The organism is Citrobacter sp. Cb080, assembly GCF_030334745.1.
GTDB classification, from domain to species: Bacteria; Pseudomonadota; Gammaproteobacteria; order Enterobacterales; family Enterobacteriaceae; genus Citrobacter; species Citrobacter braakii.
Genome location: NZ_JAOWDG010000011.1, coordinates 1 through 22,249 on the forward strand (window position 1 = coordinate 1; position 22,249 = coordinate 22,249).

Consider the following 22,249-nt stretch of genomic DNA (forward strand, 5'->3'; position numbering starts at 1 on the left):
ACAGCTGATAGAAACAGAAGCCACTGGAGCACCTCAAAAACACCATCATACACTAAATCAGTAAGTTGGCAGCATCACCCGGGCTTTGTGATGGTTATCTCTCAGGTAATTTTTGCTTATCTCATTGCTCAGGTTGTTCTGTAAAGTACATTCTATGGAAAATTGCAGTGGCGCTATTCAGAAGTGAGTAACAGGCATCCTCTCTGAATTCATTCAGGGGGGATGCCATGAAGAAAAGGTTTACCACAATTAAATTGCTCTCTCACTACATCAGCATTTTGGAAAAAAGGAAGCAAAAAAGGGTTGATGCTACAACGGTGACAAGACCAGGTAGCATGTAGCTGTGATTAACCACATACTTGCCAATTCGAGTTGTCCCGGTACGATCAAACGCCACACAGCCAATCTGTGCCCCCCCTGGAATAATGAATGATCCACAAGTCAGCGGGAGCAGGGCGACCAGGGTTTCTGCCGGATATCCCATTAACACGCCAGCGGGGAGTAGCGCTACAGCTGTCGCTGCGGGGCTATAAATTACGGCTGAAAGACCAAAAACAATAATGCCGAACAAGACTGGATTCTGGAAACCGTGGAAAGCCGTGTTAAATAATTCGTGCCATGCCTCAAAAAAGGAGTTCATCATCCATGACAGACCAAATATGGCGACAACACCCACAAGACCTGCTTTAAAGACAGAACCTGAATCGAGTTTTGACGGAGAAATTCGACATACCATCATAATAATACATGCTGTTGTCAGCATAACTATTTGCAGCGTGGTAGGGATACTCATACGCTCCATTCCGGTACCGTTATTCCACTCAGGACGTAATTCAGGAATTGAACCCATAAGTACGACCAGAATGATACCGGTAAGGAAAATCAGCAATCCTCTCTTCGCCTCTTTTGTCACTATATTGGCTGTTCGCTCTTCAGCTTTTACTGATTCAAACTCACCTTCAGCAACCCTGCGTTGGAATTCCGGATCATTTTTAAGCTCATGACCTCTTTTAAAGACGAACAGGCAGCCGACAACGCAGCCAAGGAACGTTCCGGGAACGGTGACTAACAAGATATCTAAAGCAGAGACATGTAATCCAGCAAGGACAGCAATTGTCCCTGTAACGACCGCACTGACCGGGCTGGCAATAAGCCCAAAATTGGCAGCGATTACTGACATCGACATGGCTCTCTCTGGCCGTACTCTGGCATCTGCTGCAATTTCAGCAATGACTGGATAAACCGAAAAGGCAACATATCCTGTTCCGCAGATAGCAGTAAAAAGGTAAGCGACTGCGGGGCCGAGGAAAGTGATAGCGCCCGGCCACTTTCTGAGGATCCGTTCTGCCATCGTAACGAATAAATCAAGCCCGCCAGCCGCCTGGAGGATTGTGATGCAAGTGATAACCGCAAGGATAATAGAAATAACAGTGAAAGGAGGTGAGTCGGGAGGGAGTCCAAAACCAAAAGTCAGGATAGCGAGTCCTAACCCGCCTGCAGCCCCCAGGCCAATCCCACCAAAACGCCCACCTATACCGATACATATAAGTACTATCGCAAACTGAGTTACGAATAACACCATAATTAATTCCTTTTTATTAACAAATGGCTTGGTATAATTTGAATAATAGGGGCTATAATCTTACCATAACAGTATATTAAGCAATCTAACTTATTAGATTATTTATACTCATCAGTTTTGCAGCACTTTAATCCGAGAGTGTTTATGGATAACAAAAACGAACTGTTTGAAAGTATTAAAAATTATCTGCTTGATGATGCTAACCGCAATGCTGATGGTCGCATTGAAACTGAAACTGAGCTTGCCGTTCGTTTTAATACATCAAGATATAAAGTTCGTCAGGCGCTCAGCACACTGGTACAGATGGGAATGTTGGAACGATCTCCTCGTCGTGGCAGCGTCTTGAAGAATTTGGAACAGCACAACATAAATCACCAGTTGTTAATGCAGTTTGATTTGTCTGGGTTTGATATCACGGAATTTACAGAGGCAAGGATCCTGATTGAGTGCGCGATTATCCCTCTGGCAACACGTAGAATTTTTCCGGCGATGCTCTCCAAACTTGAAAATGAGCTAAGGCTTATTGAAGAGAATGCGGATAACCCCCAGGTGGCCGATCGTCACGATAGAGATTTTCATTTGCTCTTGCTACAGGCGAGTGGCAACCGGGTGCTGCAGGTTTTCTCTGATGTCCTCATTACTTATTTTGAGAAAACAAGGGAGTCGTTACCTGCGAACGATCGTCAGTATTTTCTTGATACGGCGGCAAAACAGAGGGAAATACTGCTTCATATTAAAAAAGGGGATGCGCAGATGGCATCGGAGTTGATGAGAGCACATTTGCTGGAAAAACGGCTGTAAGTCTTCTGTTAACCTGGTCAGAGCATGTTTACCGTTGGGTCCCCGCAACGCCGGGGACTTTTTTTACCTGAGATTAACCTGATTTAGTGAGCTATTCCTCAGCACTTATTTGTTATTGCTGTATCTTCTGCGTGAATGAAGCGAATGCTTCATATTCAAAAGGAGAATATTGAAATGGGAAAACTCACGGGCAAAACAGCATTGATTACGGGCGCATCTCAGGGTATTGGCGAAGGGATCGCCAGAACATTTGCCCGCCATGGCGCGAACCTAATCCTGCTGGATATCTCCGATGAGATTGAAAAACTGGCGGATGAGTTGGCTGGGCGCGGGCACCGTTGCACCGCCGTACACGCTGACGTCAGAGATTTTGCGTCGGTCACGGAAGCGGTAAAACGCGCGAAGAAGATTGAAGGCAAAATCGATATTCTGGTCAACAATGCGGGCGTATGTCGCCTCGGCAACTTCCTTGATATGAGCGATGAAGATCGCGATTTCCACATTGATATCAACATTAAAGGTGTCTGGAACGTGACGAAAGCCGTTCTGCCGGAGATGATTGCGCGCAAAGACGGGCGCATTGTGATGATGTCATCTGTGACCGGCGATATGGTTGCCGATCCGGGCGAAACGGCCTACGCGCTGTCGAAAGCCGCAATCATCGGTTTGACCAAATCTCTGGCGGTGGAATACGCGCAGTTCGGCATTCGCGTTAATGCTATTTGCCCGGGCTACGTTCGTACGCCGATGGCGGAAAATATCGCTCGTCAGTCTAATCCGGAGGATCCTGAATCCGTATTAGTCGAAATGGCAAAAGCGATCCCGATGCGCCGCTTGGCCTGCCCACTTGAGGTTGGTGAACTGGCGGCATTCCTGGCGTCGGATGAGTCCAGTTACTTAACTGGCACGCAAAACGTGATTGATGGCGGCAGCACCCTGCCTGAAAGCGTTAGCGTCGGCGTCTGATTGATGCCGGTCTCCTCCCCGTGTGCTGGGGAGGAGGTACCCTTATTCTCTTTTCAACTTTCAAATCATCAAACGGTATATAAAACCGTTACTCCTTTAGCACTGGTTATAAATATGATGACCATAAGAAAGTCATTAAATTTATAAGGGTGCGCAATGGCCGTTAACTTACTGAAAAAAAGAACCCTGACGCTGGCAGCAATGCTGTTGCTGGTGGGTCAGGCGCAGGCAACGGAGCTGCTGAACAGTTCATACGATGTCTCTCGCGAGCTGTTTGCCGCCCTTAACCCGCCGTTTGAACAGCAATGGGCGAAGGATAACGGCGGTGACAAACTGACGATTAAACAATCTCATGCCGGGTCATCAAAACAGGCGCTGGCGATTCTGCAGGGGCTGAAAGCCGATGTGGTGACCTATAACCAGGTGACCGATGTGCAGATCCTGCATGACAAAGGCAAGCTGATCCCGGCCGACTGGCAAAGCCGTCTGCCGAATAACAGTTCGCCATTCTATTCCACCATGGCGTTTTTGGTGCGTAAGGGTAATCCGAAGAATATCCACGAATGGAACGACCTGGTTCGCCCGGACGTGAAACTGATTTTCCCGAATCCGAAAACCTCCGGTAACGCGCGTTATACCTATCTGGCTGCGTGGGGCGCGGCAGATAAAGCGGATGGTGGGGATAAAGCCAAAACTGAACAGTTCATGACCCAGTTTCTGAAAAACGTGGAAGTGTTTGATACCGGCGGTCGCGGGGCAACCACCACATTCGTGGAACGCGGCCTGGGCGATGTGCTGATCACCTTTGAATCAGAAGTGAACAACATCCGTAAACAGTATGAAGACCAGGGCTTCGAAGTGGTGGTGCCGAAGGTCAACATTCTGGCGGAGTTCCCGGTGGCCTGGGTAGATAAAAATGTGCAGGCTAACGGTACTGAAAAAGCGGCAAAAGCGTACCTGAACTGGCTGTACAGCCCGCAGGCGCAAACCATCATTACCGATTTCTACTACCGCGTGAATAACCCGCAGGTGATGGACAAACTGCAGGATAAATTCCCGCAGACCGAACTTTTCCGCGTGGAAGACAGGTTTGGCTCGTGGCCTGAGGTAATGAAAACGCACTTTGTCAGCGGCGGTGAGTTGGACAAACTGTTGGCGGCGGGGCGTAAGTAAATGTTTGCTGTTTCTTCCCGACGCGTACTGCCCGGCTTCACCTTGAGCCTGGGCACCAGCTTACTGTTTGTCTGCCTGATTTTGCTGCTGCCGCTTAGCGCGCTGGTGATGCAATTGGCGCAAATGAGCTGGGCGCAATACTGGGATGTGATTACCAACCCGCAGGTGGTGGCGGCTTATAAAGTGACGCTGCTGTCGGCGTTTGTGGCGTCGATTTTTAACGGCGTGTTTGGTTTGCTGATGGCGTGGATCTTAACCCGCTATCGCTTTCCGGGCCGTACGCTGCTGGATGCGCTGATGGATCTGCCGTTTGCGCTGCCTACGGCGGTAGCAGGTCTGACGCTGGCATCGCTGTTTTCGGTCAATGGTTTCTACGGCGAGTGGCTGGCGAAGCTGGATATTAAAGTGACCTACACCTGGCTTGGCATTGCGGTGGCGATGGCTTTTACCAGCATTCCATTCGTGGTGCGTACCGTGCAGCCGGTGCTGGAAGAGTTAGGTCCGGAGTATGAAGAAGCGGCGGAAACGCTCGGCGCTACGCGCTGGCAGAGCTTTCGTAAAGTGGTACTGCCTGAGCTGTCTCCCGCGCTAGTCGCGGGCGTTGCGCTCTCGTTTACCCGCAGCCTCGGTGAGTTTGGTGCGGTTATCTTTATCGCCGGAAACATCGCATGGAAAACGGAAGTGACCTCGCTGATGATTTTTGTTCGTTTGCAGGAGTTTGACTACCCGGCCGCCAGCGCGATTGCATCTGTGATCCTCGGGGCTTCGTTGCTGCTGCTGTTTTCAATTAACACCCTGCAAAGTCGCTTTGGTCGACGCGTGGTAGGTCACTGATGGCAGACATTACCCAATTGAAACGTTATGGCGCACCCCGCATCAACTGGGGGAAATGGTTTCTGATCGGCACGGGCATGCTGGTATCCGCCTTTATTTTGCTGGTGCCGATGGTTTACATCTTCGTGCAGGCGTTCAGCAAGGGGTTGATGCCGGTATTACACAACCTGGCTGATCCGGACATGCTGCACGCCATCTGGCTGACGGTGCTGATTGCGCTGATTGCGGTGCCGGTAAACCTGGTGTTTGGCGTGTTACTGGCCTGGCTGGTGACCCGCTTTAACTTCCCTGGACGCCAGTTGTTGCTCACGTTACTGGATATTCCGTTTGCCGTTTCACCGGTGGTCGCCGGCCTGGTCTATCTGCTGTTTTACGGCTCTAACGGCCCGCTTGGCGGATGGCTGGATGAACACAACCTGCAAATTATGTTTGCCTGGCCGGGAATGGTGCTGGTGACGGTGTTCGTGACCTGTCCGTTTGTGGTGCGCGAACTGGTGCCGGTGATGTTAAGTCAGGGCAGCCATGAAGATGAGGCGGCGGTTCTGCTTGGCGCCTCCGGCTGGCAAATGTTCCGTCGCGTTACGCTGCCGAATATCCGTTGGGCATTGCTGTACGGTGTGGTGCTGACCAACGCCCGTGCGATTGGCGAGTTCGGCGCGGTATCGGTGGTTTCTGGCTCGATTCGCGGTGAAACCTTGTCTCTGCCGTTACAGATTGAATTACTGGAGCAGGACTACAACACAGTCGGCTCCTTTACCGCCGCGGCGCTATTAACGCTGATGGCGATTATTACCTTGTTTTTGAAGAGCATGTTGCAATGGCGCCTGGAAAACCAGGAGAAACGCGCGCAGCAGGAGGAAAATCATGAGCATTGAGATTGCTAATATTAAGAAGTCTTTTGGTCGCACCCAGGTGCTGAACGATATCTCGCTGGATATTCCTTCAGGTCAGATGGTCGCCCTGTTGGGGCCTTCTGGATCGGGCAAAACCACGCTGCTGCGCATCATCGCCGGGCTGGAGCATCAGTCCAGCGGGCATATCCGTTTCCACGGCACTGATGTCAGTCGTTTGCACGCCCGCGACCGTAAGGTGGGGTTCGTGTTTCAGCACTATGCGCTGTTTCGTCATATGACCGTTTTCGACAATATCGCTTTTGGTCTGACTGTTCTGCCACGGCGGGAGCGCCCGAATGCGGCGACGATCAAAGCAAAGGTGATCAAACTGCTGGAGATGGTTCAACTGGCTCATCTGGCGGACCGTTTCCCGGCACAGCTTTCCGGTGGGCAAAAGCAGCGCGTGGCGTTGGCGCGTGCGCTGGCGGTAGAGCCGCAGATCTTGTTGCTCGACGAGCCGTTTGGCGCGCTCGATGCTCAGGTGCGTAAAGAACTGCGTCGCTGGCTGCGTCAGTTGCATGAAGAGCTGAAGTTCACCAGCGTGTTTGTTACCCACGATCAGGAAGAAGCGACGGAAGTCGCAGACCGCGTGGTGGTGATGAGCCAGGGTCATATCGAGCAGGCCGATGCGCCCGATCAGGTATGGCGCGAACCGGCTACCCGTTTTGTCCTGGAATTTATGGGTGAAGTTAACCGCCTGCAAGGGACGATTCGCGGTGGACAATTCCACGTGGGCGCACATCGCTGGCCGTTGGGCTATACGCCTGGCTATCAGGGTCCGGTGGATCTGTTCCTGCGTCCGTGGGAAGTGGACGTCAGCCGCCGTACCAGTCTGGATTCACCGTTGCCAGTACAGGTGCTGGAAGCCAGCCCGAAAGGACACTACACCCAATTAGTTGTGCAACCCTTGGGGTGGTATAACGAACCGCTGACGGTGGTTATGCAGGGCGATGATTCCCCGAACCGCGGCGAACGTCTGTTTGTTGGGCTGCAAAATGCGCGTTTGTATAATGGCGACCAGCGTATTGAAACGCGTGAAGAGGAACTTGCCCTGGCGCAAAGTGCCTGATAGGTTAATTCGTATAGTTATCATCCGGTGGCGCTGCGCTTACCGGGCTTAACGGGTGGTGCATGACCTGTAAGCCGGGTAAGCGCAGCGCCACCCGGCATTTTATTGAGCTGAAAACGTGAACACATTAGAACAAACAATTGGCAATACGCCTCTGGTGAAATTACAACGTCTGACGGCGGATAACGGCAGTGAAATTTGGGTCAAGCTGGAAGGCAATAATCCCGCAGGTTCGGTGAAAGACCGCGCGGCGTTGTCGATGATCGTTGAAGCGGAAAAGCGCGGGGAAATTCAGCCTGGCGACGTGCTGATTGAGGCCACCAGCGGTAATACGGGTATTGCGCTGGCGATGATTGCCGCGCTGAAAGGCTACCGCATGAAGCTCCTGATGCCAGACAACATGAGCCAGGAGCGACGTGCGGCGATGCGTGCTTACGGGGCTGAACTGGTTCTGGTGACCAAAGAGCAGGGGATGGAAGGGGCGCGTGATTTAGCCCTTGAGATGGCGCAGCGCGGAGAAGGTAAACTTCTCGATCAGTTTAATAATCCTGATAACCCGTATGCGCACTACACGACTACCGGACCCGAAATCTGGCAGCAGACGTCAGGCCGTATTACCCATTTCGTCTCCAGCATGGGGACGACAGGCACCATTACCGGTGTGTCACGTTTTCTGCGTGAACAGGAAAAACCCGTCACCATCGTTGGCCTGCAGCCGGAAGAAGGCAGTAGTATTCCGGGCATTCGTCGCTGGCCTGCGGAATATATGCCGGGCATTTTCAACGCCTCGCTGGTGGATGAGGTGCTGGATATTCATCAGAACGATGCGGAAAACACCATGCGTGAACTGGCCGTTCGCGAAGGGATTTTTTGCGGAGTGAGTTCTGGCGGCGCGGTTGCGGGCGCGTTACGCGTGGCGCGCGCGACACCGGGGGCGGTGGTGGTGGCGATCATCTGCGATCGCGGCGATCGCTACCTTTCCACCGGGGTCTTTGGCGAAGAGCATTTCAGCCAGGGATTAGGTATTTAATTTGTCGGCCTGATAAGCGTAGCGCTAGCAGGCAACCGTACGGCAGGATCGCCGGATGACGACGCAAAGCGTCTTCTCCGGCCCGCACTGTTCAATCGTTACGTTTTTCTACCAACTTATCAAGGAATTGCCACAGCGTCTCATTCATCTGCTGGTAATCCCAGGTGCGCATCTCTTCAACAGCGCGAATAAAGCGCTTCCCTTTCGCTTCGGCCAGTTCTTGCTCAGAGTGCTGAATTAATCCTTCGACCGCTTCGGCGGTAAACTCCATATGGCACTGAAAACCATAGACGAAATTACCGTATTGTACGATTTGTCGCGGACATCCCTCGCTTGTGGCAAGAATTGTCGCCTGGTCGGTTAATCCCGGCATGTCATTGTGCCAGTGACCCACGTTGAGCGGTGAGCCGAAATGGCTGAACAACGGATGCTGTCGGCCTGCCTCGGTCAGGGCGATCGGATAGTGACCAATCTCTTTTTCCGGGCTTTGGCACACCTTCGCGCCCAGTGCTTCGCCGATTAACTGCGACCCCAAACAGATCCCCACCACGATTTTTCGTGCCGCAATCGCCTGGTTTATCAGATGTTGCTCTGCCTGAGAGTCAAAGTATGGGCACTCTGCGAGCGTGGTGCGGGGTGACTGCGGCCCACCAAATACCACCAACATATCGAAGCCATCGGCATTAGCGGGAACAGTTTCTCCGGCGTAAACGCGCGACCAACTGATGGTATAGCCGCGTGATTCGGCCCACGGCAGGTACGCGCCAGCAGATTCGAAAGACTCATGAATAACAAAATGAACTCGCACTTTTTCTCTCCTGTTAGCGCTTTAGCGCCTGATGGATATCAGTCGCCAGCTTATCAATGTCGCTGTCTGCTAATGTTGACAGCGTAATGCGCAGGCCATGCGCAGGCGTATTGACGCCAAACACTTCGCCTTCACGTACCAGCCAGCCGGACTTTGCCAGCGCAAAAGCGATCGCCTGGCTGTTATCTTCTAGCGGCAGCCACAGATTAAGACCGTCGCTGTCGGGCAGCGTAATGGCATGAAGCCGCAGAGCCGCTGCCAGCTTTTGCTGCTGGGCGGCGTAAAACTGCTGAGTTTGCGCCAGCGTGTGTTGATAAGTCTCGTCACTCAGGCAGGCGCAGGCCAGATCCTGCAGCAGATGGCTGACCCACTGACTGCCGGCGTTGAGCCGTAAACGCAGTTTCGCGGAAGTGAGTGGATCGCTGGCGACGATGGCCAGGCGTAAATCCGGGCCTAAAGTTTTCGACATTGAGCGGACAATCGCCCAGTGCGTTGTTTCCTTCGCAATCACCGGATACCAACGGCATGCGGACAGCAGCGCAAAGTGGTCGTCGACGATCACCAGCGTCTGCGGATAGCGGGCCAGGATTTCCTGCAATTGCGCCGCGCGGGATGCACTCAGACTGCATCCTGTCGGATTATGGGCGCGCGGCGTCAGAATCACCGCCCGCGCGCCTTTCTGTAGCGCGATTTCCAGCATGTCTGGCTGCATGCCTTCGCTGTCAACGTTGACCGGACTGGCGGAGAATCCGGCATAACGCAGCATGTTGATGCTGCTCAAAAAGCATGGATCTTCTACCACAACGCTGTCGCCAGGCAGTAAATGGGCGCACAGCAGCCGCTCAATGGCATCAATGGCGCCGCTGGTGATATCAATTTCTCCCTTGGCTGGCATCGCATCTTGCATCCATTGCGCGGCCCACGCCTTAAGGCCGGGTGATACAGCGGCATCACCGTACAAACGAGGATTCTTATTTATTTGCGCGAAATAACGGCTGAGATCGGGAAGACGCGCGGGGGCTGGATTACCGCCGGAAAGATCGATAAGCGCGGTATCCGGATTGCCGCCTTCCAGCGCAACGGGGGCTGAAATCCCCTTGATTACCGTGCCGTTACGTCCCTGGCTTTGTGCCAGCCCGGAGGTGACCAGGCGTTTATAAGCCGCCGCGACAGTATTACGGTTAACGTTCAATGCTGTTGCCAGTTCACGCACCGGCGGCAACGTTTCTCCTGCCGCCAACGTGCCTGTAGCGACATGTTGACGAATACTGTCAAAAATTTCGTTAGCGGTTTTTCCGTCGATCATTATTGACCTATGACAAAATGAATTTTAGCATATGACGATAATAGTGAGGCGTAAGCCCGCTGTCCAGCGAGAGGAGAAATTTATGGAGCAGGGGAGTGATATTCAGTCAGTGCTCTTCGGCGACAAGCATCGGGCGTTACAGACCGATATCGTCGCCGTCCAGTCACAGGTGGTTTATGGCAGCGTAGGCAACAGCATCGCCGTTCCGGCCATTAAAGCGCAGGGATTACGCGTGACGGCAGTGCCAACGGTGCTGTTCAGTAATACCCCGCATTATGAAACATTTTACGGCGGCGTTATTCCGGCCGACTGGTTTAGCGGGTATCTCCGCGCCTTGAATGAGCGTGATGCTTTGCGCGAGCTGAAGGCGGTGACGACAGGCTATATGGGCAGTGCAGAGCAAATCGCTCTGTTAGCACAGTGGCTGGAAACGGTGCGGGCTACGCATCCGACAGTGTGCATTTTGGTCGACCCGGTGATTGGCGATACGGACAGCGGTATGTATGTAAAAGCTGAAATTCCGCAGGCCTACCGTCAGCACCTGCTGCCGCTGGCTCAGGGACTGACGCCGAACGTGTTTGAACTGCAAATGCTGAGCGGAAAGCCGTGTCGTACGCTTGATGAAGCCATCACGGCGGCGCAATCGCTGCTTACCGAAACGCTGAAATGGGTGGTGATCACCAGCGCGCCGGGGGATAGCGAAGATATTATTAACGTGGCGGTAGTGACGGCTGAAACGGTTGAGGTGTTCGCTCATCCACGGGTTAAAACGGATCTGAAGGGAACTGGCGATCTGTTTTGTGCTGAGCTGGTGAGCGGTATTGTGCTGGGTAAAGCGCTGACAACCGCGACGTACGATGCAGCACAGCGCGTACTGGAAGTGATGAAATGGACCAATCTGTGCGGTTGTGATGAGTTAATTCTGCCACCGGCAGGGGAGGCGCGATGAAGAGTTACCGGCTGGTGGTTAGCCAGAATGGGCGTATGGTTGGACATTTTGACACCAGCGGGGCAACGGCGCTGGAAGATATCTGTGTGGCGCGGGCCATGTTTGGCATCGCGGGTGGCTACAATTGTGAACTGTTAGTGGCGGATTCGGAGCGACGGATGCTGGAAAGCGGGCCGGAAGGGATGAAAATCCTGATGCGCGAGGCGTGTTACCGACCGGTCACCTCACAAATTTAGCGTTATCCGGCAGATTTTGAGGTCTGCCAGATAAAAAAATGGCGCCATCAGGCGCCATTCTTCTCTGCAGCAAGAATTACTTCTTGATGCGGATAACCGGAGTTTCACCCACTGTCACGCTACCGGACAGTTTGATCAGCTCTTTGATTTCGTCCATGTTGGAGATAACAACCGGAGTCAGGGTAGACTTGGCTTTTTCTTCCAGCAGCGGCAGATCGAATTCAATAACCGGGTCGCCCACTTTAACGCGCTGACCTTCTTCAGCGATGCGCTTAAAGCCTTCGCCTTTCAGTTCAACGGTATCAATACCGAAGTGAACAAACAGCTCAATGCCGCTGTCGGATTCGATAGAGAAAGCGTGGTTGGTTTCAAAGATTTTGCCGATGGTGCCATCAACAGGGGCGACCATTTTGTTACCGGTTGGTTTGATAGCGATGCCATCACCAACGATTTTTTCAGCAAAAACTACATCCGGCACGTCTTCGATGTTGACGATCTCGCCAGAGAGCGGAGCAACAATCTCAATAGTTCCGGTGTCTTTCTTATCATCAGAAACCAGAGATTTCAGTTTATCGAACAAACCCATGATCTTCTCCTAAGCAGTAAATTGGGCCGCATCTCGTGGATTAGCAGATTGTTTTTTCTTCAATGAACTTGTTAACCAGCGTCATTAACTCGTCCGTTGTCGGTTGAGCAAGAGCCTGCTCTGCTAACACCTTCGCATCTTCGAAGTTCGTGTTACGGATAATCTTCTTAATGCGCGGGATAGAAATGGCGCTCATAGAGAATTCGTCCAGACCCATCCCCAGCAACAGAAGTGTAGCACGTTCGTCGCCTGCAAGCTCACCACACATGCCAGTCCATTTGCCTTCCGCATGAGAAGCATCAATAACTTGCTTGATCAGCGTCAGCACAGATGGCGACATCGGTTGGTAAAGGTGTGAAATCATATCATTACCACGGTCAACTGCCAGGGTGTACTGCGTTAAATCATTGGTGCCGATACTAAAGAAATCAACTTCTTTGGCTAAATGACGCGCAATTGTTGCCGCTGCCGGTGTTTCCACCATCACGCCAATCTCAATGCTTTCGTCAAATGCTTTACCTTCGTCGCGCAGTTCCTGTTTGTAGATTTCGATCTCTTTGCGTAGTGCGCGCACTTCTTCAACAGAGATGATCATTGGGAACATGATGCGCAGTTTGCCGAAAGCAGAGGCGCGCAGGATTGCGCGAACCTGATCCCGCAGGATCTCTTTACGATCCATGGCGATACGTACGGCACGCCAGCCCAGGAACGGGTTCTCTTCTTTCGGGAAGTTCATGTACGGCAGCTCTTTATCGCCGCCGATGTCCATGGTACGGACGATGACCGCCTGAGAGCCACAGGCTTCAGCAACGGCTTTATATGCGGCAAACTGTTCTTCTTCAGTCGGCAGCGATTCACGGTCCATGAACAGGAATTCGGTGCGGTACAGACCAACACCTTCGGCGCCATTACGCTCAGCGCCTTCAACGTCACGAACGGTACCGATGTTGGCGCAAACTTCTACCTGATGTCCGTCCAGCGTGATAGCCGGGAGATCTTTCAGCTTAGCAAGTTCCGCTTTCTCGGTAGCAACCTGCTCCTGAACGGCGCGCAGTTGCTCAATAACTTCGTTGGTCGGATTGACGTAAACCTGGTTGTTTACGGCATCCAGAATCAGATAGTCGTCGTTTTTAACCTGAGAGGTGACGCTACCCGTACCTACGATGGCTGGCAGTTCCAGAGAACGCGCCATGATAGAAGTATGGGAAGTCCGTCCGCCCGCGTCGGTGATGAAACCCAGCACCTTGTTCAGGTTCAGCTGTGCGGTTTCTGACGGGGTCAGGTCTGCGGCTACCAGGATAACTTCTTCCTGAATAGCGCTCAGGTCGATAATAGCCAGACCCAGGATGTTACGCAGCAGGCGTTTACCGATGTCACGTACGTCAGCCGCACGTTCTTTCAGGTATTCATCATCCAGCTCTTCAAGGGCTGTGGCCTGACCTTCGATAACTTCATGCGCAGCTGCATCAGCCGTCATGTGCTTATCTTTAATCAGGGCTATGATTTCCTGCTCCAGCTCCTCATCTTCGAGCAGCATGATATGCCCTTCAAAGATGGCTTCTTTTTCTTCACCGAACGTTTCACCAGCTTTGGTTTTGATCGCTTCCAGTTGCGCAGATGCCTTGGCACGACCGCTCAGAAAACGTTCAACTTCCTGATCAACCTTGTCGGCAGAAATTTTTTTCCGGTCAATGACGATCTCGTCTTCTTTCAGCAGCAATGCTTTACCGAAAGCGATACCCGGGGATGCTAAAATGCCTGAAATCATAACCCTACCTTACTTGTGACTGATATTTAAAAGAACTCGTTGAACTTACTCGAGTTCAGCCATCAGTTTAACCAGATGCTCAACTGCTTTCTGCTCGTCTTCACCTTCTGCGGACAGGGTGACAACGGTACCCTGAGTCAGGCCCAGAGTCTGCAGTTTAAACAGGCTTTTGGCGCTAGCGCTTTTGCCGTTGGAAGTCACAGTAATTTCAGAAGTAAAGCCTTTTGCTTCTTTAACAAACTGAGCAGCAGGGCGAGTATGCAGACCGTTCGGAGCGGTAATGGTAACTTCTTGCTGGAACATTATATTTCCCCAACTTATAGGTTTAGTGTTGTGGAACTAAAGTCTAGCCTGGCGGTTCAACTTTAGCCTGTATTGTTAGCATCGGCGTAAACTGGACGCGACACAAAAGGAGTTCGGTGCAATCCGTTGCTGGCAACTTCTTGCCGCTGACGTTTCGTTCGTCATTAAACATTATGCCGCGAAAGGAAGAGTTGAACCAAATCATAAAATCGATTCAGCTAGCGCTTTTCCTGTAACGATTAATTTCGCGCATCAAAATAATTAGTTTGGTTAAATACCAGTTCCGGCGGGTTGAATCAATGCCAGGAGAGTTGAAAATTTGAAGCAGGCCACAAAAAAGCACCCCAAAGGGTGCTTTTTTACGCGTTTTTAACATGCTGGCATTACTGTTGCAGTTCTTTCTCTGTGAAGAGATCGGCAAACAGTGCAGTGCTCAGATAACGCTCACCCGATGACGGTAGGATAACCACAATATTCTTATTGGTAAAGGATTCATCTTCCTGGAGCTTAAGCGCGGCAGCCACGGCTGCGCCAGAAGAGATCCCCGCCAGAATACCTTCTTCTTCCATCAGGCGGCGCGCGGTAGAAATAGCTTCATCATTGGTGATGGCAACGACTTTATCGATAAGCTTCAGATCAAGGTTGCCAGGAATGAAGCCCGCGCCAATACCCTGAATTTTATGTGGGCCAGGTTTGAGTTCTTCACCCGCCAATGCCTGGGCGATAACAGGGGAGTCAGTAGGTTCTACCGCGACGGTAATCAGATCGGTTTTGCCTTTAGTGCCTTTAATGTAACGGGTCACGCCAGTTAGCGTACCGCCGGTGCCGACACCGGAAATAAAGACATCAACCTGGCCATCGGTATCTTCCCAGATTTCCGGGCCGGTGGTTTTTTCGTGAATTTCCGGGTTCGCCGGGTTGCTGAACTGCTGCAGCAGCAGGAATTTTTCCGGATCGCTGGCTACGATTTCTTCCGCTTTCTGAATTGCGCCCTTCATACCTTTTGCGCCTTCAGTCAGCACCAGGTTCGCGCCCAGCGCTTTTAAAAGCTTGCGGCGCTCAATGCTCATGGTTTCCGGCATGGTCAGAGTCAGTTTGTAACCACGGGCGGCGGCAACGTAGGCCAGCGCAATCCCCGTGTTGCCGCTGGTCGGTTCTACCAGCTCAACGCCCGGTTTCAGTACACCACGTTTTTCGGCATCCCAAATCATATTGGCACCGATACGGCATTTGACGCTAAAGCTTGGGTTGCGTGATTCCACCTTCGCCAGAATGCGTCCGTTACCGATACGGTTCAGTCGAACCAGCGGCGTATGACCGATAGTCAGCGAGTTATCTTCAAAAATCTTACTCATGGCCTGTCCTTAACTGTATGAAATTGGGATACCGCTTCAGCATACCTGTTGAGAAAGTATGGGGAAGTAAGGAATTCGCATATCTATATGCTGATGAGAAATAATGCGTAGCAGTATGGAATAAGAGCGGGCATAAGCCAGCCCGCTTTTACACATTTTTGCATTACTTCCATAACGCATGCTTAGCACGATAGCAGTCTACCCACATCGCCGTGGCACCACAAACCGCTACCGGCATGATGAACAGATTGAGCACCGGAATCATGGTGAACAGGCTGGTCAATGCGCCAAACTGCATATTGGTCACCTTGCGCGTGCGCAGCGCGACGCGCATCTCCTTAAAAGGGACCTTATGGTTATCAAAAGGATAATCGCAGTACTGAATAGCCAGCATCCACGCGCTGAACAGGAACCACAGGACCGGGGCGACGGTCTGCCCAATGCCAGGAATAAAATAGAGAATCAGCAATACGAAGGCGCGCGGGAGATACCACGCCAGCTTTTGCCATTCGCGTTTCATAATGCGCGGAACGTCTTTCATAATGCCGAGAATGCCGGTGTCGGGCGGTGTTGCGCCCGTTAAGCGCGCTTCCAGCTGTTCAGCCAGCAGACCGTTAAACGGTGCGGCGATCCAGTTGGCGATAGTGGAGAACAGGTAGCCGAACACCAACAGCACGGAAATGGTCACAATCGGCCACAGTAAATAGCTGAGCCACTGAAGCCAGTCAGGGACGTGACTCATCAGCGCGGGAACCCAGTTACCGAGTTGTGTAAATAACCACCAGAATGCGCCGCCCATCAGCAGGATATTCACCAGCAAAGGCAGAATAACAAAACGACGAATGCCCGGTTGGGTGATGAGCTTCCATCCCTGAGAAAAGTAATAAAGGCCGCTGCGAGGTACAACTGCAGATGATGAAACCATGGTCAGGACGTACTCCTTGTTATATAAGCTCTGGTAAACTGTGCGTATCTTACCGGGTTGTTGAGCGTTAAGCTGTTCGGAAATGTTCGAAAAAACAGCAAAAAGCACAATTTTGTTCATCTTTATGCCGTGAAAGCCAAGAGTACACTTGCACTTGGCGTAATCGACAAATACTCTTAGTGAGTAAATGTTTGCCGTGGTGGCAAGGTGTTAGAACAACAGAGAATATAATGATGCAGGATTTGCGTCTGATATTAATCATTGTTGGCGCGATCGCCATAATCGCTTTACTGGTACATGGTTTTTGGACTAGCCGTAAAGAGCGGTCTTCTATATTCCGCGATCGCCCACTGAAACGCATGAAGTCTAAACGTGAAGACGAGGATTCGTTCGACGACAACGTCGAGGAAGACGAAGGCGTGGGTGAAGTTCGCGTTCATCGTGTGAATCATGCTCCCGGTAATGCGCAGGAACATGGTGTTCCTCCTCAGTCGCCGCAACACCAGTACCAGCCGCCTTATGCGTCTGCTCAGCCGCGTCAGCCTGCGCAGCAGCCTGCACAAGCGCCGGTACCGCCGCCGCATGTTCAGCAGCAGCCTGTACAACCGCAGCAGCCGGTGCAACATCAGCCTGTTCAGCAGCCACCTGTGCAGCAACCTGTTGCCCCGCAGGTTCAGCAACCTGCTCAGCAAGCACCGCAACCTGCGCCGCAGACCTTCCAGCCAGCAGAGCCTGTTGTTGAACATCAACCGCAGCCCGAGCCGGTAGTAGAAGAAGCGCCTGTTGCTGAAAAACCGCAGCGTAAAGAAGCGGTCATCATTATGAACGTTGCGGCTCATCATGGTAGCGAGCTCAACGGGGAAGTGCTGCTCAACAGCATTCAGCAGGCCGGTTTCAAATTTGGCGATATGAATATTTTCCATCGTCATTTGAGCCCGGATGGCAGCGGTCCGTCGCTGTTCAGCCTCGCTAATATGGTTAATCCGGGAACGTTTGACCCAGAAATGACGGGCGACTTCAGCACCCCTGGTGTGACTATTTTTATGCAGGTTCCGTCCTACGGGGACGAGCTGCAAAACTTTAAGCTGATGCTGCAGTCCGCACAGCACATTGCCGATGAAGTGGGTGGTGTGGTGCTCGACGATCAACGTCGCATGATGACGCCGCAGAAACTGCGCGAGTATCAGGACCGCATCCGCGAAGTTAAAGAATCTCGCGCCTGATTTTACTCTGGCGTGACATTTCCTTTCTAAACCCCCGCCTGTCGGGGGTTTTTTATCATTGATGGTGCGATATGGAATCAATCGAACAACAACTGACAGAACTGCGAACCACGCTTCGCCATCATGAGTATCTCTACCATGTGATGGACGCGCCGGAAATTCCCGATGCGGAATACGATCGCCTGATGCGCGAACTGCGCGAGCTGGAAGCGCAGCATCCGGACCTTGTTACCCCCGACTCGCCAACCCAACGCGTTGGCGCCGCGCCGTTAACCGCGTTCAGCCAGATTCGTCATGAAGTGCCGATGCTGTCGCTGGATAACGTGTTTGATGAAGAGAGTTTTCTCGCCTTCAACAAGCGCGTGCAGGATAGGTTAAAGAGTACCGATAAACTGACCTGGTGCTGTGAACTGAAACTGGACGGCCTGGCAGTCAGTATCCTGTATGAAAACGGTGTGCTGGTCAGCGCCGCAACGCGTGGTGATGGCACCACGGGTGAAGATATTACCTCTAACGTGCGCACCATTCGCGCAATCCCGTTAAAACTGCGTGGCGAAAACATCCCTTCACGTCTGGAAGTGCGCGGTGAAGTGTTCCTGCCGCAGGCCGGATTTGAAAAAATTAACGAAGAGGCCCGCCGCACTGGCAACAAAGTGTTTGCTAACCCGCGTAACGCAGCGGCCGGTTCATTGCGCCAGCTCGATCCGCGTATCACAGCGAAGCGACCGCTTACTTTCTTCTGCTATGGCGTTGGTGTGTTGGAAGGCGGCGTGCTGCCAGATACCCACCTGGGCCGCCTGCTGCAATTTAAAGAGTGGGGCCTGCCGGTAAGCGACAGAGTGGCGCTTTGCGACTCCCCGGAGGAAGTACTTGCTTACTATCACAAGGTTGAAGAAGACCGACCAACGCTGGGATTTGATATCGATGGCGTGGTGATCAAAGTCAACTCTATGGCGTTGCAGGAGCAACTGGGCTTTGTTGCCCGCGCGCCGCGCTGGGCTGTGGCCTTTAAGTTCCCGGCGCAGGAGCAGATGACTTTCGTACGCGACGTTGAGTTTCAGGTTGGACGTACCGGGGCGATTACGCCCGTCGCCCGCCTTGAGCCGGTCCAGGTTGCCGGGGTGCTGGTCAGTAACGCAACGCTGCATAACGCTGATGAAATCGAGCGTCTGGGGTTGCGTATTGGCGATAAAGTCGTCATTCGCCGTGCGGGCGATGTCATCCCGCAGGTGGTGAACGTCGTGCTTTCTGAACGCCCGGACGATACCCGCGAAATTGTGTTTCCAGCGCATTGTCCGGTTTGTAACTCTGATGTTGAACGTGTGGAAGGCGAAGCGGTCACTCGCTGCACCGGCGGTTTAATCTGTGGGGCACAGCGTAAGGAATCGCTGAAACACTTTGTTTCCCGCCGCGCGCTCGATGTTGACGGTATGGGCGACAAAATTATCGATCAACTGGTCGAGAAAGAGTATGTCCACACGCCGGCGGATCTTTTCACCCTGACCGCCGGTAAACTGACGGGGCTTGATCGTATGGGGCCGAAGTCGGCGCAAAACGTGGTCAATGCGCTGGAAAAAGCGAAAGAAACCACGTTTGCCCGTTTCCTCTATGCGCTAGGCATTCGTGAAGTCGGCGAAGCCACGGCTGCAGGTCTGGCGGCGTATTTTGGCACGCTCGACGCGCTGGAAGCCGCTTCTATTGAAGAGCTGCAAAAAGTGCCGGATGTCGGCATTGTGGTGGCGACGCACGTGTTTAATTTCTTCGCCGAAGAGAGCAACCGCGAGGTAATTGTTCAACTGCTGGCGCAGGGGATCCACTGGCCAGCGCCGGTGGTCATTAACGCTGAAGAAATCGACAGCCCCTTCGCAGGTAAAACGGTGGTGCTGACCGGGAGCCTGAGCCTGATGTCGCGCGATGACGCCAAAGCGAGACTGACCGAGTTAGGTGCAAAAGTGGCCGGTAGCGTGTCGAAGAAAACCGATCTGGTGATTGCCGGTGAAGCGGCGGGTTCGAAACTGGCAAAAGCACAGGAACTGGGTATTGCCGTGATCGATGAAGCTGAAATGATCCGCTTATTGGGTGCCTGAGATGGAAAAACAGCAGCTGGTTGACATCGCCAATACTGTGATGCCCTTTGGCAAATATAAAGGGCGTCGGTTGATTGATGTCCCGGAAGAGTATCTGCTGTGGTTTGCCCGTAAGGATGAATTCCCGCCGGGCAAGCTTGGCGAGCTGATGCAAATCACGCTGCTGATTAAAACTGAGGGGCTGACGCAACTGGTGCAGCCCCTGAAACGTCCTCTTTAAGCCTTCGCGGCGCGGCTTTTCTGTTGCGCCTGCAATGCGTCCGTCTGTTGCTTGTAGCGACGCGCCAGCACGGCGCACACCATTAGCTGTATTTGATGGAAGATCATCAACGGCAGCACCATCATCCCAATCACCGAAGTTGGGAACAAAATATTGGCCATTGGGATCCCGTTCGCCAGGCTCTTTTTCGAACCGCAGAACACAATGGTGATTTCATCAGCTTTGTTAAAGCCGCATTTGCGCGCAACAAAGACATTTATGCCAATCACGATTGCCAGCAGTATGATGCTGACCACCACGATAAACAGCAGTGAACCCACCCCCACTTTGTGCCAGATCCCGTTAACGACGGCTTCACTGAAGGCGGAGTACACCACCAGCAAAATAGAGGATTGATCCGTTTTCGCGATCCATTTTTTATGTCGAGAAACCCAGTTTCCAATCCACGGACGTGAAAGGTGGCCCAGTACGAACGGCAGTAGCAGCTGCAACATGATTTTTCCCACCTGCTCCAGGCTACCTTCTGCGCCGTGCATATTCATCACCAGCCCTACCAGCAGCGGCGAGAGAAAAATACCCAGCAGACTGGAGGCCGAAGCAGAACAAACGGCGGCGGCAACGTTACCGCCCGCCAGCGACGTAAAAGCGATGGCTGACTGCACAGTGGCAGGCAAAATACACAGGTACAGGAAACCGGTGTACAGCATCGGGTCAACGTTGACCGGCGCCCACCAGGTGAACAGAACGCCCAGAACCGGGAAGACAACAAACGTGCTGCACATCACCCACAGATGCAAACGCCAGTGGCTACCACCGGCAATAATGGCTTCACGCGAGAGTTTCGCTCCGTGCATAAAAAACAGCAGGGCAATGGCGGCGGTGGTTAAGCCTTCAAAGAAAGGCACAAAACCACCTTCGGCCGGGAAAAAGGACGCCAGCAAAACAACGGTAATCAGCGTTATCGTGAACGGATCAAGAATACGAAAAAGTTTCATAAAGACTCCTGAAATTCGGTAGTAACATTTTGCTTTTTTCCGTTTGAGAAATAAAATTGATTTATTGCATCCATATATGAATCGAATAGATGAATTACTCTCTGCGTCAGTTGCGTATCTTTGTCACCGTCGCTCAAGCCAAAAGCTTTAGCCGGGCGGGGGATATCATCGGCTTAAGCCAGTCGGCGGTCAGCCATAGTGTAAAAGAGCTGGAAGGGCAGACGGGTGTGCGGTTATTGGACAGAACGACGCGGGAAGTGGTACTGACGGAGGCCGGACACCAGTTGGCGGCGCGGCTGGAACGTATTCTGGATGAATTGCATAGCACGCTGCGCGAAGCCGGACAGGTAGGAACGCAGTTAACCGGCACGGTGCGGGTTGCCGCCAGCCAGACGATCTCTGCTCATCTTATTCCGCAGTGTATTGCCCAGAGTAATCAGCTTTATCCGGCTATCGATTTTGTGCTGCACGACCGGCCACAGCAGTGGGTGCTGGAGAGTATTCGCCAGGGAGAAGTGGATTTTGGCATTGTGATTGATCCCGGCGCAGTCACCGATTTGCAGTGTGAAGCCGTGCTGTCCGAACCGTTCCTGCTGCTGTGTCGCCAGGATCATCCGTTAGCCCAACGAGAGTGGGTGAACTGGCAGGATTTGTATCACGAACGCCTGGTGCTACAGGATTATGCTTCCGGTAGTCGACCGCTGATCGACGCTGCGCTGGCCCATTTTTCCATTGATGCCAATATCGTTCAGGAGATAGGCCATCCCGCCACGCTGTTTCCGATGGTTGAGGCGGGGATTGGCATCAGCGTGCTGCCCGCGCTGGCGCTCCCCTTACCGCAGGGCAGCCACTTGCAGGTTAAGCGCCTGACGCCGGTTGTTGAACGGCAACTGATGCTGGCCCGACGTAAAAACCGCTCTTTATCAACCGCTGCTCAGGCGCTGTGGGATGTGGTGCGTATGCAGGCCAGTGAATTAACCGCAGCCCGCGCCCGCGATCCGTTGTATCAGTTATAACGCTCACGCTGATGGTTATCAGAGGGGAAATGGTTCTTCTCTGCATAGCAAAAAGGCGCCTTTAGGGCGCCTTTTTACATTGGTGGGTCGTGCAGGATGACTCGCTTCGCTCGCCCTTCGGGCC

General features: G+C 52.6%; 22 protein-coding genes. 13 read left to right on the forward strand and 9 right to left on the reverse strand.

Going from position 1 to position 22,249, the window contains the following annotated elements:
• Positions 1-265: 265 nt before the first annotated feature.
• The gene (locus OGV38_RS00070; protein ID WP_016153936.1) at positions 266-1,582 is read right to left on the reverse strand and encodes an anaerobic C4-dicarboxylate transporter family protein; all 1,317 of its coding nucleotides are present in this window, start codon (positions 1,580-1,582) and stop codon (positions 266-268) included.
• A gap of 144 nt (positions 1,583-1,726) precedes the next feature.
• Here OGV38_RS00070 and OGV38_RS00075 point away from each other — a divergent pair, with 144 nt between their 5' ends.
• The 7 genes from OGV38_RS00075 to cysM all read left to right on the forward strand — a co-directional run bounded on the left by OGV38_RS00075 (position 1,727) and on the right by cysM (position 8,348).
• The gene (locus OGV38_RS00075; RefSeq protein ID WP_016153935.1) at positions 1,727-2,383 is read left to right on the forward strand and encodes a FadR/GntR family transcriptional regulator; all 657 of its coding nucleotides are present in this window, start codon (positions 1,727-1,729) and stop codon (positions 2,381-2,383) included.
• A 174-nt stretch (positions 2,384-2,557) separates the two neighbouring features.
• Complete coding sequence (ucpA, locus tag OGV38_RS00080) at positions 2,558-3,349, forward strand: SDR family oxidoreductase UcpA (RefSeq protein WP_269517385.1); 792 nt, start codon at positions 2,558-2,560, stop codon at positions 3,347-3,349.
• A gap of 156 nt (positions 3,350-3,505) precedes the next feature.
• Positions 3,506-4,522 carry a sulfate ABC transporter substrate-binding protein gene (locus OGV38_RS00085; RefSeq protein WP_016153933.1) on the forward strand — a complete coding sequence of 339 codons (1,017 nt, stop codon included), beginning with the start codon at positions 3,506-3,508 and terminating at the stop codon, positions 4,520-4,522.
• Positions 4,523-5,356, forward strand: coding sequence for a sulfate/thiosulfate ABC transporter permease CysT (gene cysT, locus OGV38_RS00090; RefSeq protein ID WP_003038061.1), 834 nt, complete (start codon positions 4,523-4,525; stop codon positions 5,354-5,356).
• Entirely contained in the window at positions 5,356-6,231 is an 876-nt protein-coding gene (cysW, locus tag OGV38_RS00095; RefSeq protein ID WP_016153932.1) for a sulfate/thiosulfate ABC transporter permease CysW, read from the forward strand. Before cysT ends, cysW begins: the two co-directional genes overlap by 1 nt.
• A complete protein-coding gene (gene cysA / locus OGV38_RS00100) occupies positions 6,221-7,318 on the forward strand; it encodes a sulfate/thiosulfate ABC transporter ATP-binding protein CysA (protein ID WP_016157092.1) in 1,098 nt (365 codons plus the stop codon). Before cysW ends, cysA begins: the two co-directional genes overlap by 11 nt.
• A 118-nt stretch (positions 7,319-7,436) precedes the next feature.
• Positions 7,437-8,348, forward strand: coding sequence for a cysteine synthase CysM (cysM, locus tag OGV38_RS00105; protein WP_094761078.1), 912 nt, complete (start codon positions 7,437-7,439; stop codon positions 8,346-8,348).
• Positions 8,349-8,439: 91 nt separating this feature from the next.
• Here the strand turns inward: cysM and OGV38_RS00110 are convergent, their stop codons facing one another.
• Both OGV38_RS00110 and ptsJ read right to left on the reverse strand, forming a co-directional pair.
• On the reverse strand, positions 8,440-9,156 hold the full coding sequence (locus tag OGV38_RS00110) for a type 1 glutamine amidotransferase (protein ID WP_075847684.1): 717 nt from the start codon (positions 9,154-9,156) through the stop codon (positions 8,440-8,442).
• A gap of 13 nt (positions 9,157-9,169) precedes the next feature.
• Positions 9,170-10,462, reverse strand: a complete 1,293-nt coding sequence (ptsJ, locus tag OGV38_RS00115) for a MocR-like B6 salvage transcription factor PtsJ (protein WP_016157090.1) — start codon at positions 10,460-10,462, stop codon at positions 9,170-9,172.
• An 82-nt stretch (positions 10,463-10,544) separates the two neighbouring features.
• Here ptsJ and pdxK point away from each other — a divergent pair, with 82 nt between their 5' ends.
• Both pdxK and OGV38_RS00125 read left to right on the forward strand, forming a co-directional pair.
• A complete protein-coding gene (pdxK, locus tag OGV38_RS00120; protein WP_049041049.1) occupies positions 10,545-11,411 on the forward strand; it encodes a pyridoxine/pyridoxal/pyridoxamine kinase in 867 nt (288 codons plus the stop codon).
• Positions 11,408-11,647, forward strand: coding sequence for a hypothetical protein (locus OGV38_RS00125; protein ID WP_049041050.1), 240 nt, complete (start codon positions 11,408-11,410; stop codon positions 11,645-11,647). The genes pdxK and OGV38_RS00125 overlap by 4 nt, the downstream gene beginning before the upstream one ends.
• 76 nt (positions 11,648-11,723) lie before the next feature.
• Here OGV38_RS00125 and crr read toward each other — a convergent pair whose 3' ends face one another.
• From crr to cysZ, 5 genes are all read right to left on the reverse strand, one after another.
• Positions 11,724-12,233 carry a PTS glucose transporter subunit IIA gene (crr, locus tag OGV38_RS00130; RefSeq protein WP_000522253.1) on the reverse strand — a complete coding sequence of 170 codons (510 nt, stop codon included), beginning with the start codon at positions 12,231-12,233 and terminating at the stop codon, positions 11,724-11,726.
• Between the two features lie 40 nt (positions 12,234-12,273).
• On the reverse strand, positions 12,274-14,001 hold the full coding sequence (ptsI, locus tag OGV38_RS00135) for a phosphoenolpyruvate-protein phosphotransferase PtsI (protein ID WP_016153925.1): 1,728 nt from the start codon (positions 13,999-14,001) through the stop codon (positions 12,274-12,276).
• A 45-nt stretch (positions 14,002-14,046) separates the two neighbouring features.
• Positions 14,047-14,304, reverse strand: coding sequence for a phosphocarrier protein Hpr (gene ptsH / locus OGV38_RS00140; protein WP_002913505.1), 258 nt, complete (start codon positions 14,302-14,304; stop codon positions 14,047-14,049).
• A 383-nt stretch (positions 14,305-14,687) separates the two neighbouring features.
• On the reverse strand, positions 14,688-15,659 hold the full coding sequence (gene cysK, locus OGV38_RS00145) for a cysteine synthase A (RefSeq protein ID WP_005121957.1): 972 nt from the start codon (positions 15,657-15,659) through the stop codon (positions 14,688-14,690).
• 163 nt (positions 15,660-15,822) lie between these two features.
• Positions 15,823-16,584, reverse strand: coding sequence for a sulfate transporter CysZ (cysZ, locus tag OGV38_RS00150; RefSeq protein ID WP_016153924.1), 762 nt, complete (start codon positions 16,582-16,584; stop codon positions 15,823-15,825).
• A gap of 230 nt (positions 16,585-16,814) precedes the next feature.
• Here cysZ and zipA point away from each other — a divergent pair, with 230 nt between their 5' ends.
• The 3 genes from zipA to OGV38_RS00165 all read left to right on the forward strand — a co-directional run bounded on the left by zipA (position 16,815) and on the right by OGV38_RS00165 (position 20,114).
• On the forward strand, positions 16,815-17,807 hold the full coding sequence (zipA, locus tag OGV38_RS00155; RefSeq protein WP_016157088.1) for a cell division protein ZipA: 993 nt from the start codon (positions 16,815-16,817) through the stop codon (positions 17,805-17,807).
• A gap of 71 nt (positions 17,808-17,878) precedes the next feature.
• Entirely contained in the window at positions 17,879-19,894 is a 2,016-nt protein-coding gene (gene ligA, locus OGV38_RS00160; protein ID WP_019077345.1) for an NAD-dependent DNA ligase LigA, read from the forward strand.
• A gap of 1 nt (position 19,895) precedes the next feature.
• On the forward strand, positions 19,896-20,114 hold the full coding sequence (locus tag OGV38_RS00165; protein ID WP_019077344.1) for a DUF3820 family protein: 219 nt from the start codon (positions 19,896-19,898) through the stop codon (positions 20,112-20,114).
• On the opposite strand, the gene OGV38_RS00170 is transcribed toward OGV38_RS00165, so the two are convergent.
• Complete coding sequence (locus OGV38_RS00170; protein ID WP_049041052.1) at positions 20,111-21,109, reverse strand: bile acid:sodium symporter family protein; 999 nt, start codon at positions 21,107-21,109, stop codon at positions 20,111-20,113. The two genes, OGV38_RS00165 and OGV38_RS00170, sit on opposite strands and share 4 nt — an antisense overlap.
• Before the next feature lie 89 nt (positions 21,110-21,198).
• Here OGV38_RS00170 and OGV38_RS00175 point away from each other — a divergent pair, with 89 nt between their 5' ends.
• Positions 21,199-22,125 carry a LysR family transcriptional regulator gene (locus tag OGV38_RS00175; RefSeq protein WP_016153919.1) on the forward strand — a complete coding sequence of 309 codons (927 nt, stop codon included), beginning with the start codon at positions 21,199-21,201 and terminating at the stop codon, positions 22,123-22,125.
• Positions 22,126-22,249: the final 124 nt, after the last annotated feature.

Coding starts and splice junctions, on each gene's coding strand:
- crr (WP_000522253.1), bottom strand. CDS start 12,233: ATGGGTTTGTTCGATAAACTGAAATCTCTGGTTTCTGATGATAAGAAA.
- ucpA (WP_269517385.1), top strand. CDS start 2,558: ATGGGAAAACTCACGGGCAAAACAGCATTGATTACGGGCGCATCTCAG.
- ptsI (WP_016153925.1), bottom strand. CDS start 14,001: ATGATTTCAGGCATTTTAGCATCCCCGGGTATCGCTTTCGGTAAAGCA.
- OGV38_RS00070 (WP_016153936.1), bottom strand. CDS start 1,582: ATGGTGTTATTCGTAACTCAGTTTGCGATAGTACTTATATGTATCGGT.
- zipA (WP_016157088.1), top strand. CDS start 16,815: ATGATGCAGGATTTGCGTCTGATATTAATCATTGTTGGCGCGATCGCC.
- OGV38_RS00125 (WP_049041050.1), top strand. CDS start 11,408: ATGAAGAGTTACCGGCTGGTGGTTAGCCAGAATGGGCGTATGGTTGGA.
- ligA (WP_019077345.1), top strand. CDS start 17,879: ATGGAATCAATCGAACAACAACTGACAGAACTGCGAACCACGCTTCGC.
- OGV38_RS00085 (WP_016153933.1), top strand. CDS start 3,506: ATGGCCGTTAACTTACTGAAAAAAAGAACCCTGACGCTGGCAGCAATG.
- OGV38_RS00165 (WP_019077344.1), top strand. CDS start 19,896: ATGGAAAAACAGCAGCTGGTTGACATCGCCAATACTGTGATGCCCTTT.
- cysT (WP_003038061.1), top strand. CDS start 4,523: ATGTTTGCTGTTTCTTCCCGACGCGTACTGCCCGGCTTCACCTTGAGC.
- cysW (WP_016153932.1), top strand. CDS start 5,356: ATGGCAGACATTACCCAATTGAAACGTTATGGCGCACCCCGCATCAAC.
- OGV38_RS00170 (WP_049041052.1), bottom strand. CDS start 21,109: ATGAAACTTTTTCGTATTCTTGATCCGTTCACGATAACGCTGATTACC.
- ptsH (WP_002913505.1), bottom strand. CDS start 14,304: ATGTTCCAGCAAGAAGTTACCATTACCGCTCCGAACGGTCTGCATACT.
- ptsJ (WP_016157090.1), bottom strand. CDS start 10,462: ATGATCGACGGAAAAACCGCTAACGAAATTTTTGACAGTATTCGTCAA.
- OGV38_RS00075 (WP_016153935.1), top strand. CDS start 1,727: ATGGATAACAAAAACGAACTGTTTGAAAGTATTAAAAATTATCTGCTT.
- pdxK (WP_049041049.1), top strand. CDS start 10,545: ATGGAGCAGGGGAGTGATATTCAGTCAGTGCTCTTCGGCGACAAGCAT.
- OGV38_RS00175 (WP_016153919.1), top strand. CDS start 21,199: ATGAATTACTCTCTGCGTCAGTTGCGTATCTTTGTCACCGTCGCTCAA.
- cysZ (WP_016153924.1), bottom strand. CDS start 16,584: ATGGTTTCATCATCTGCAGTTGTACCTCGCAGCGGCCTTTATTACTTT.
- cysK (WP_005121957.1), bottom strand. CDS start 15,659: ATGAGTAAGATTTTTGAAGATAACTCGCTGACTATCGGTCATACGCCG.
- cysA (WP_016157092.1), top strand. CDS start 6,221: ATGAGCATTGAGATTGCTAATATTAAGAAGTCTTTTGGTCGCACCCAG.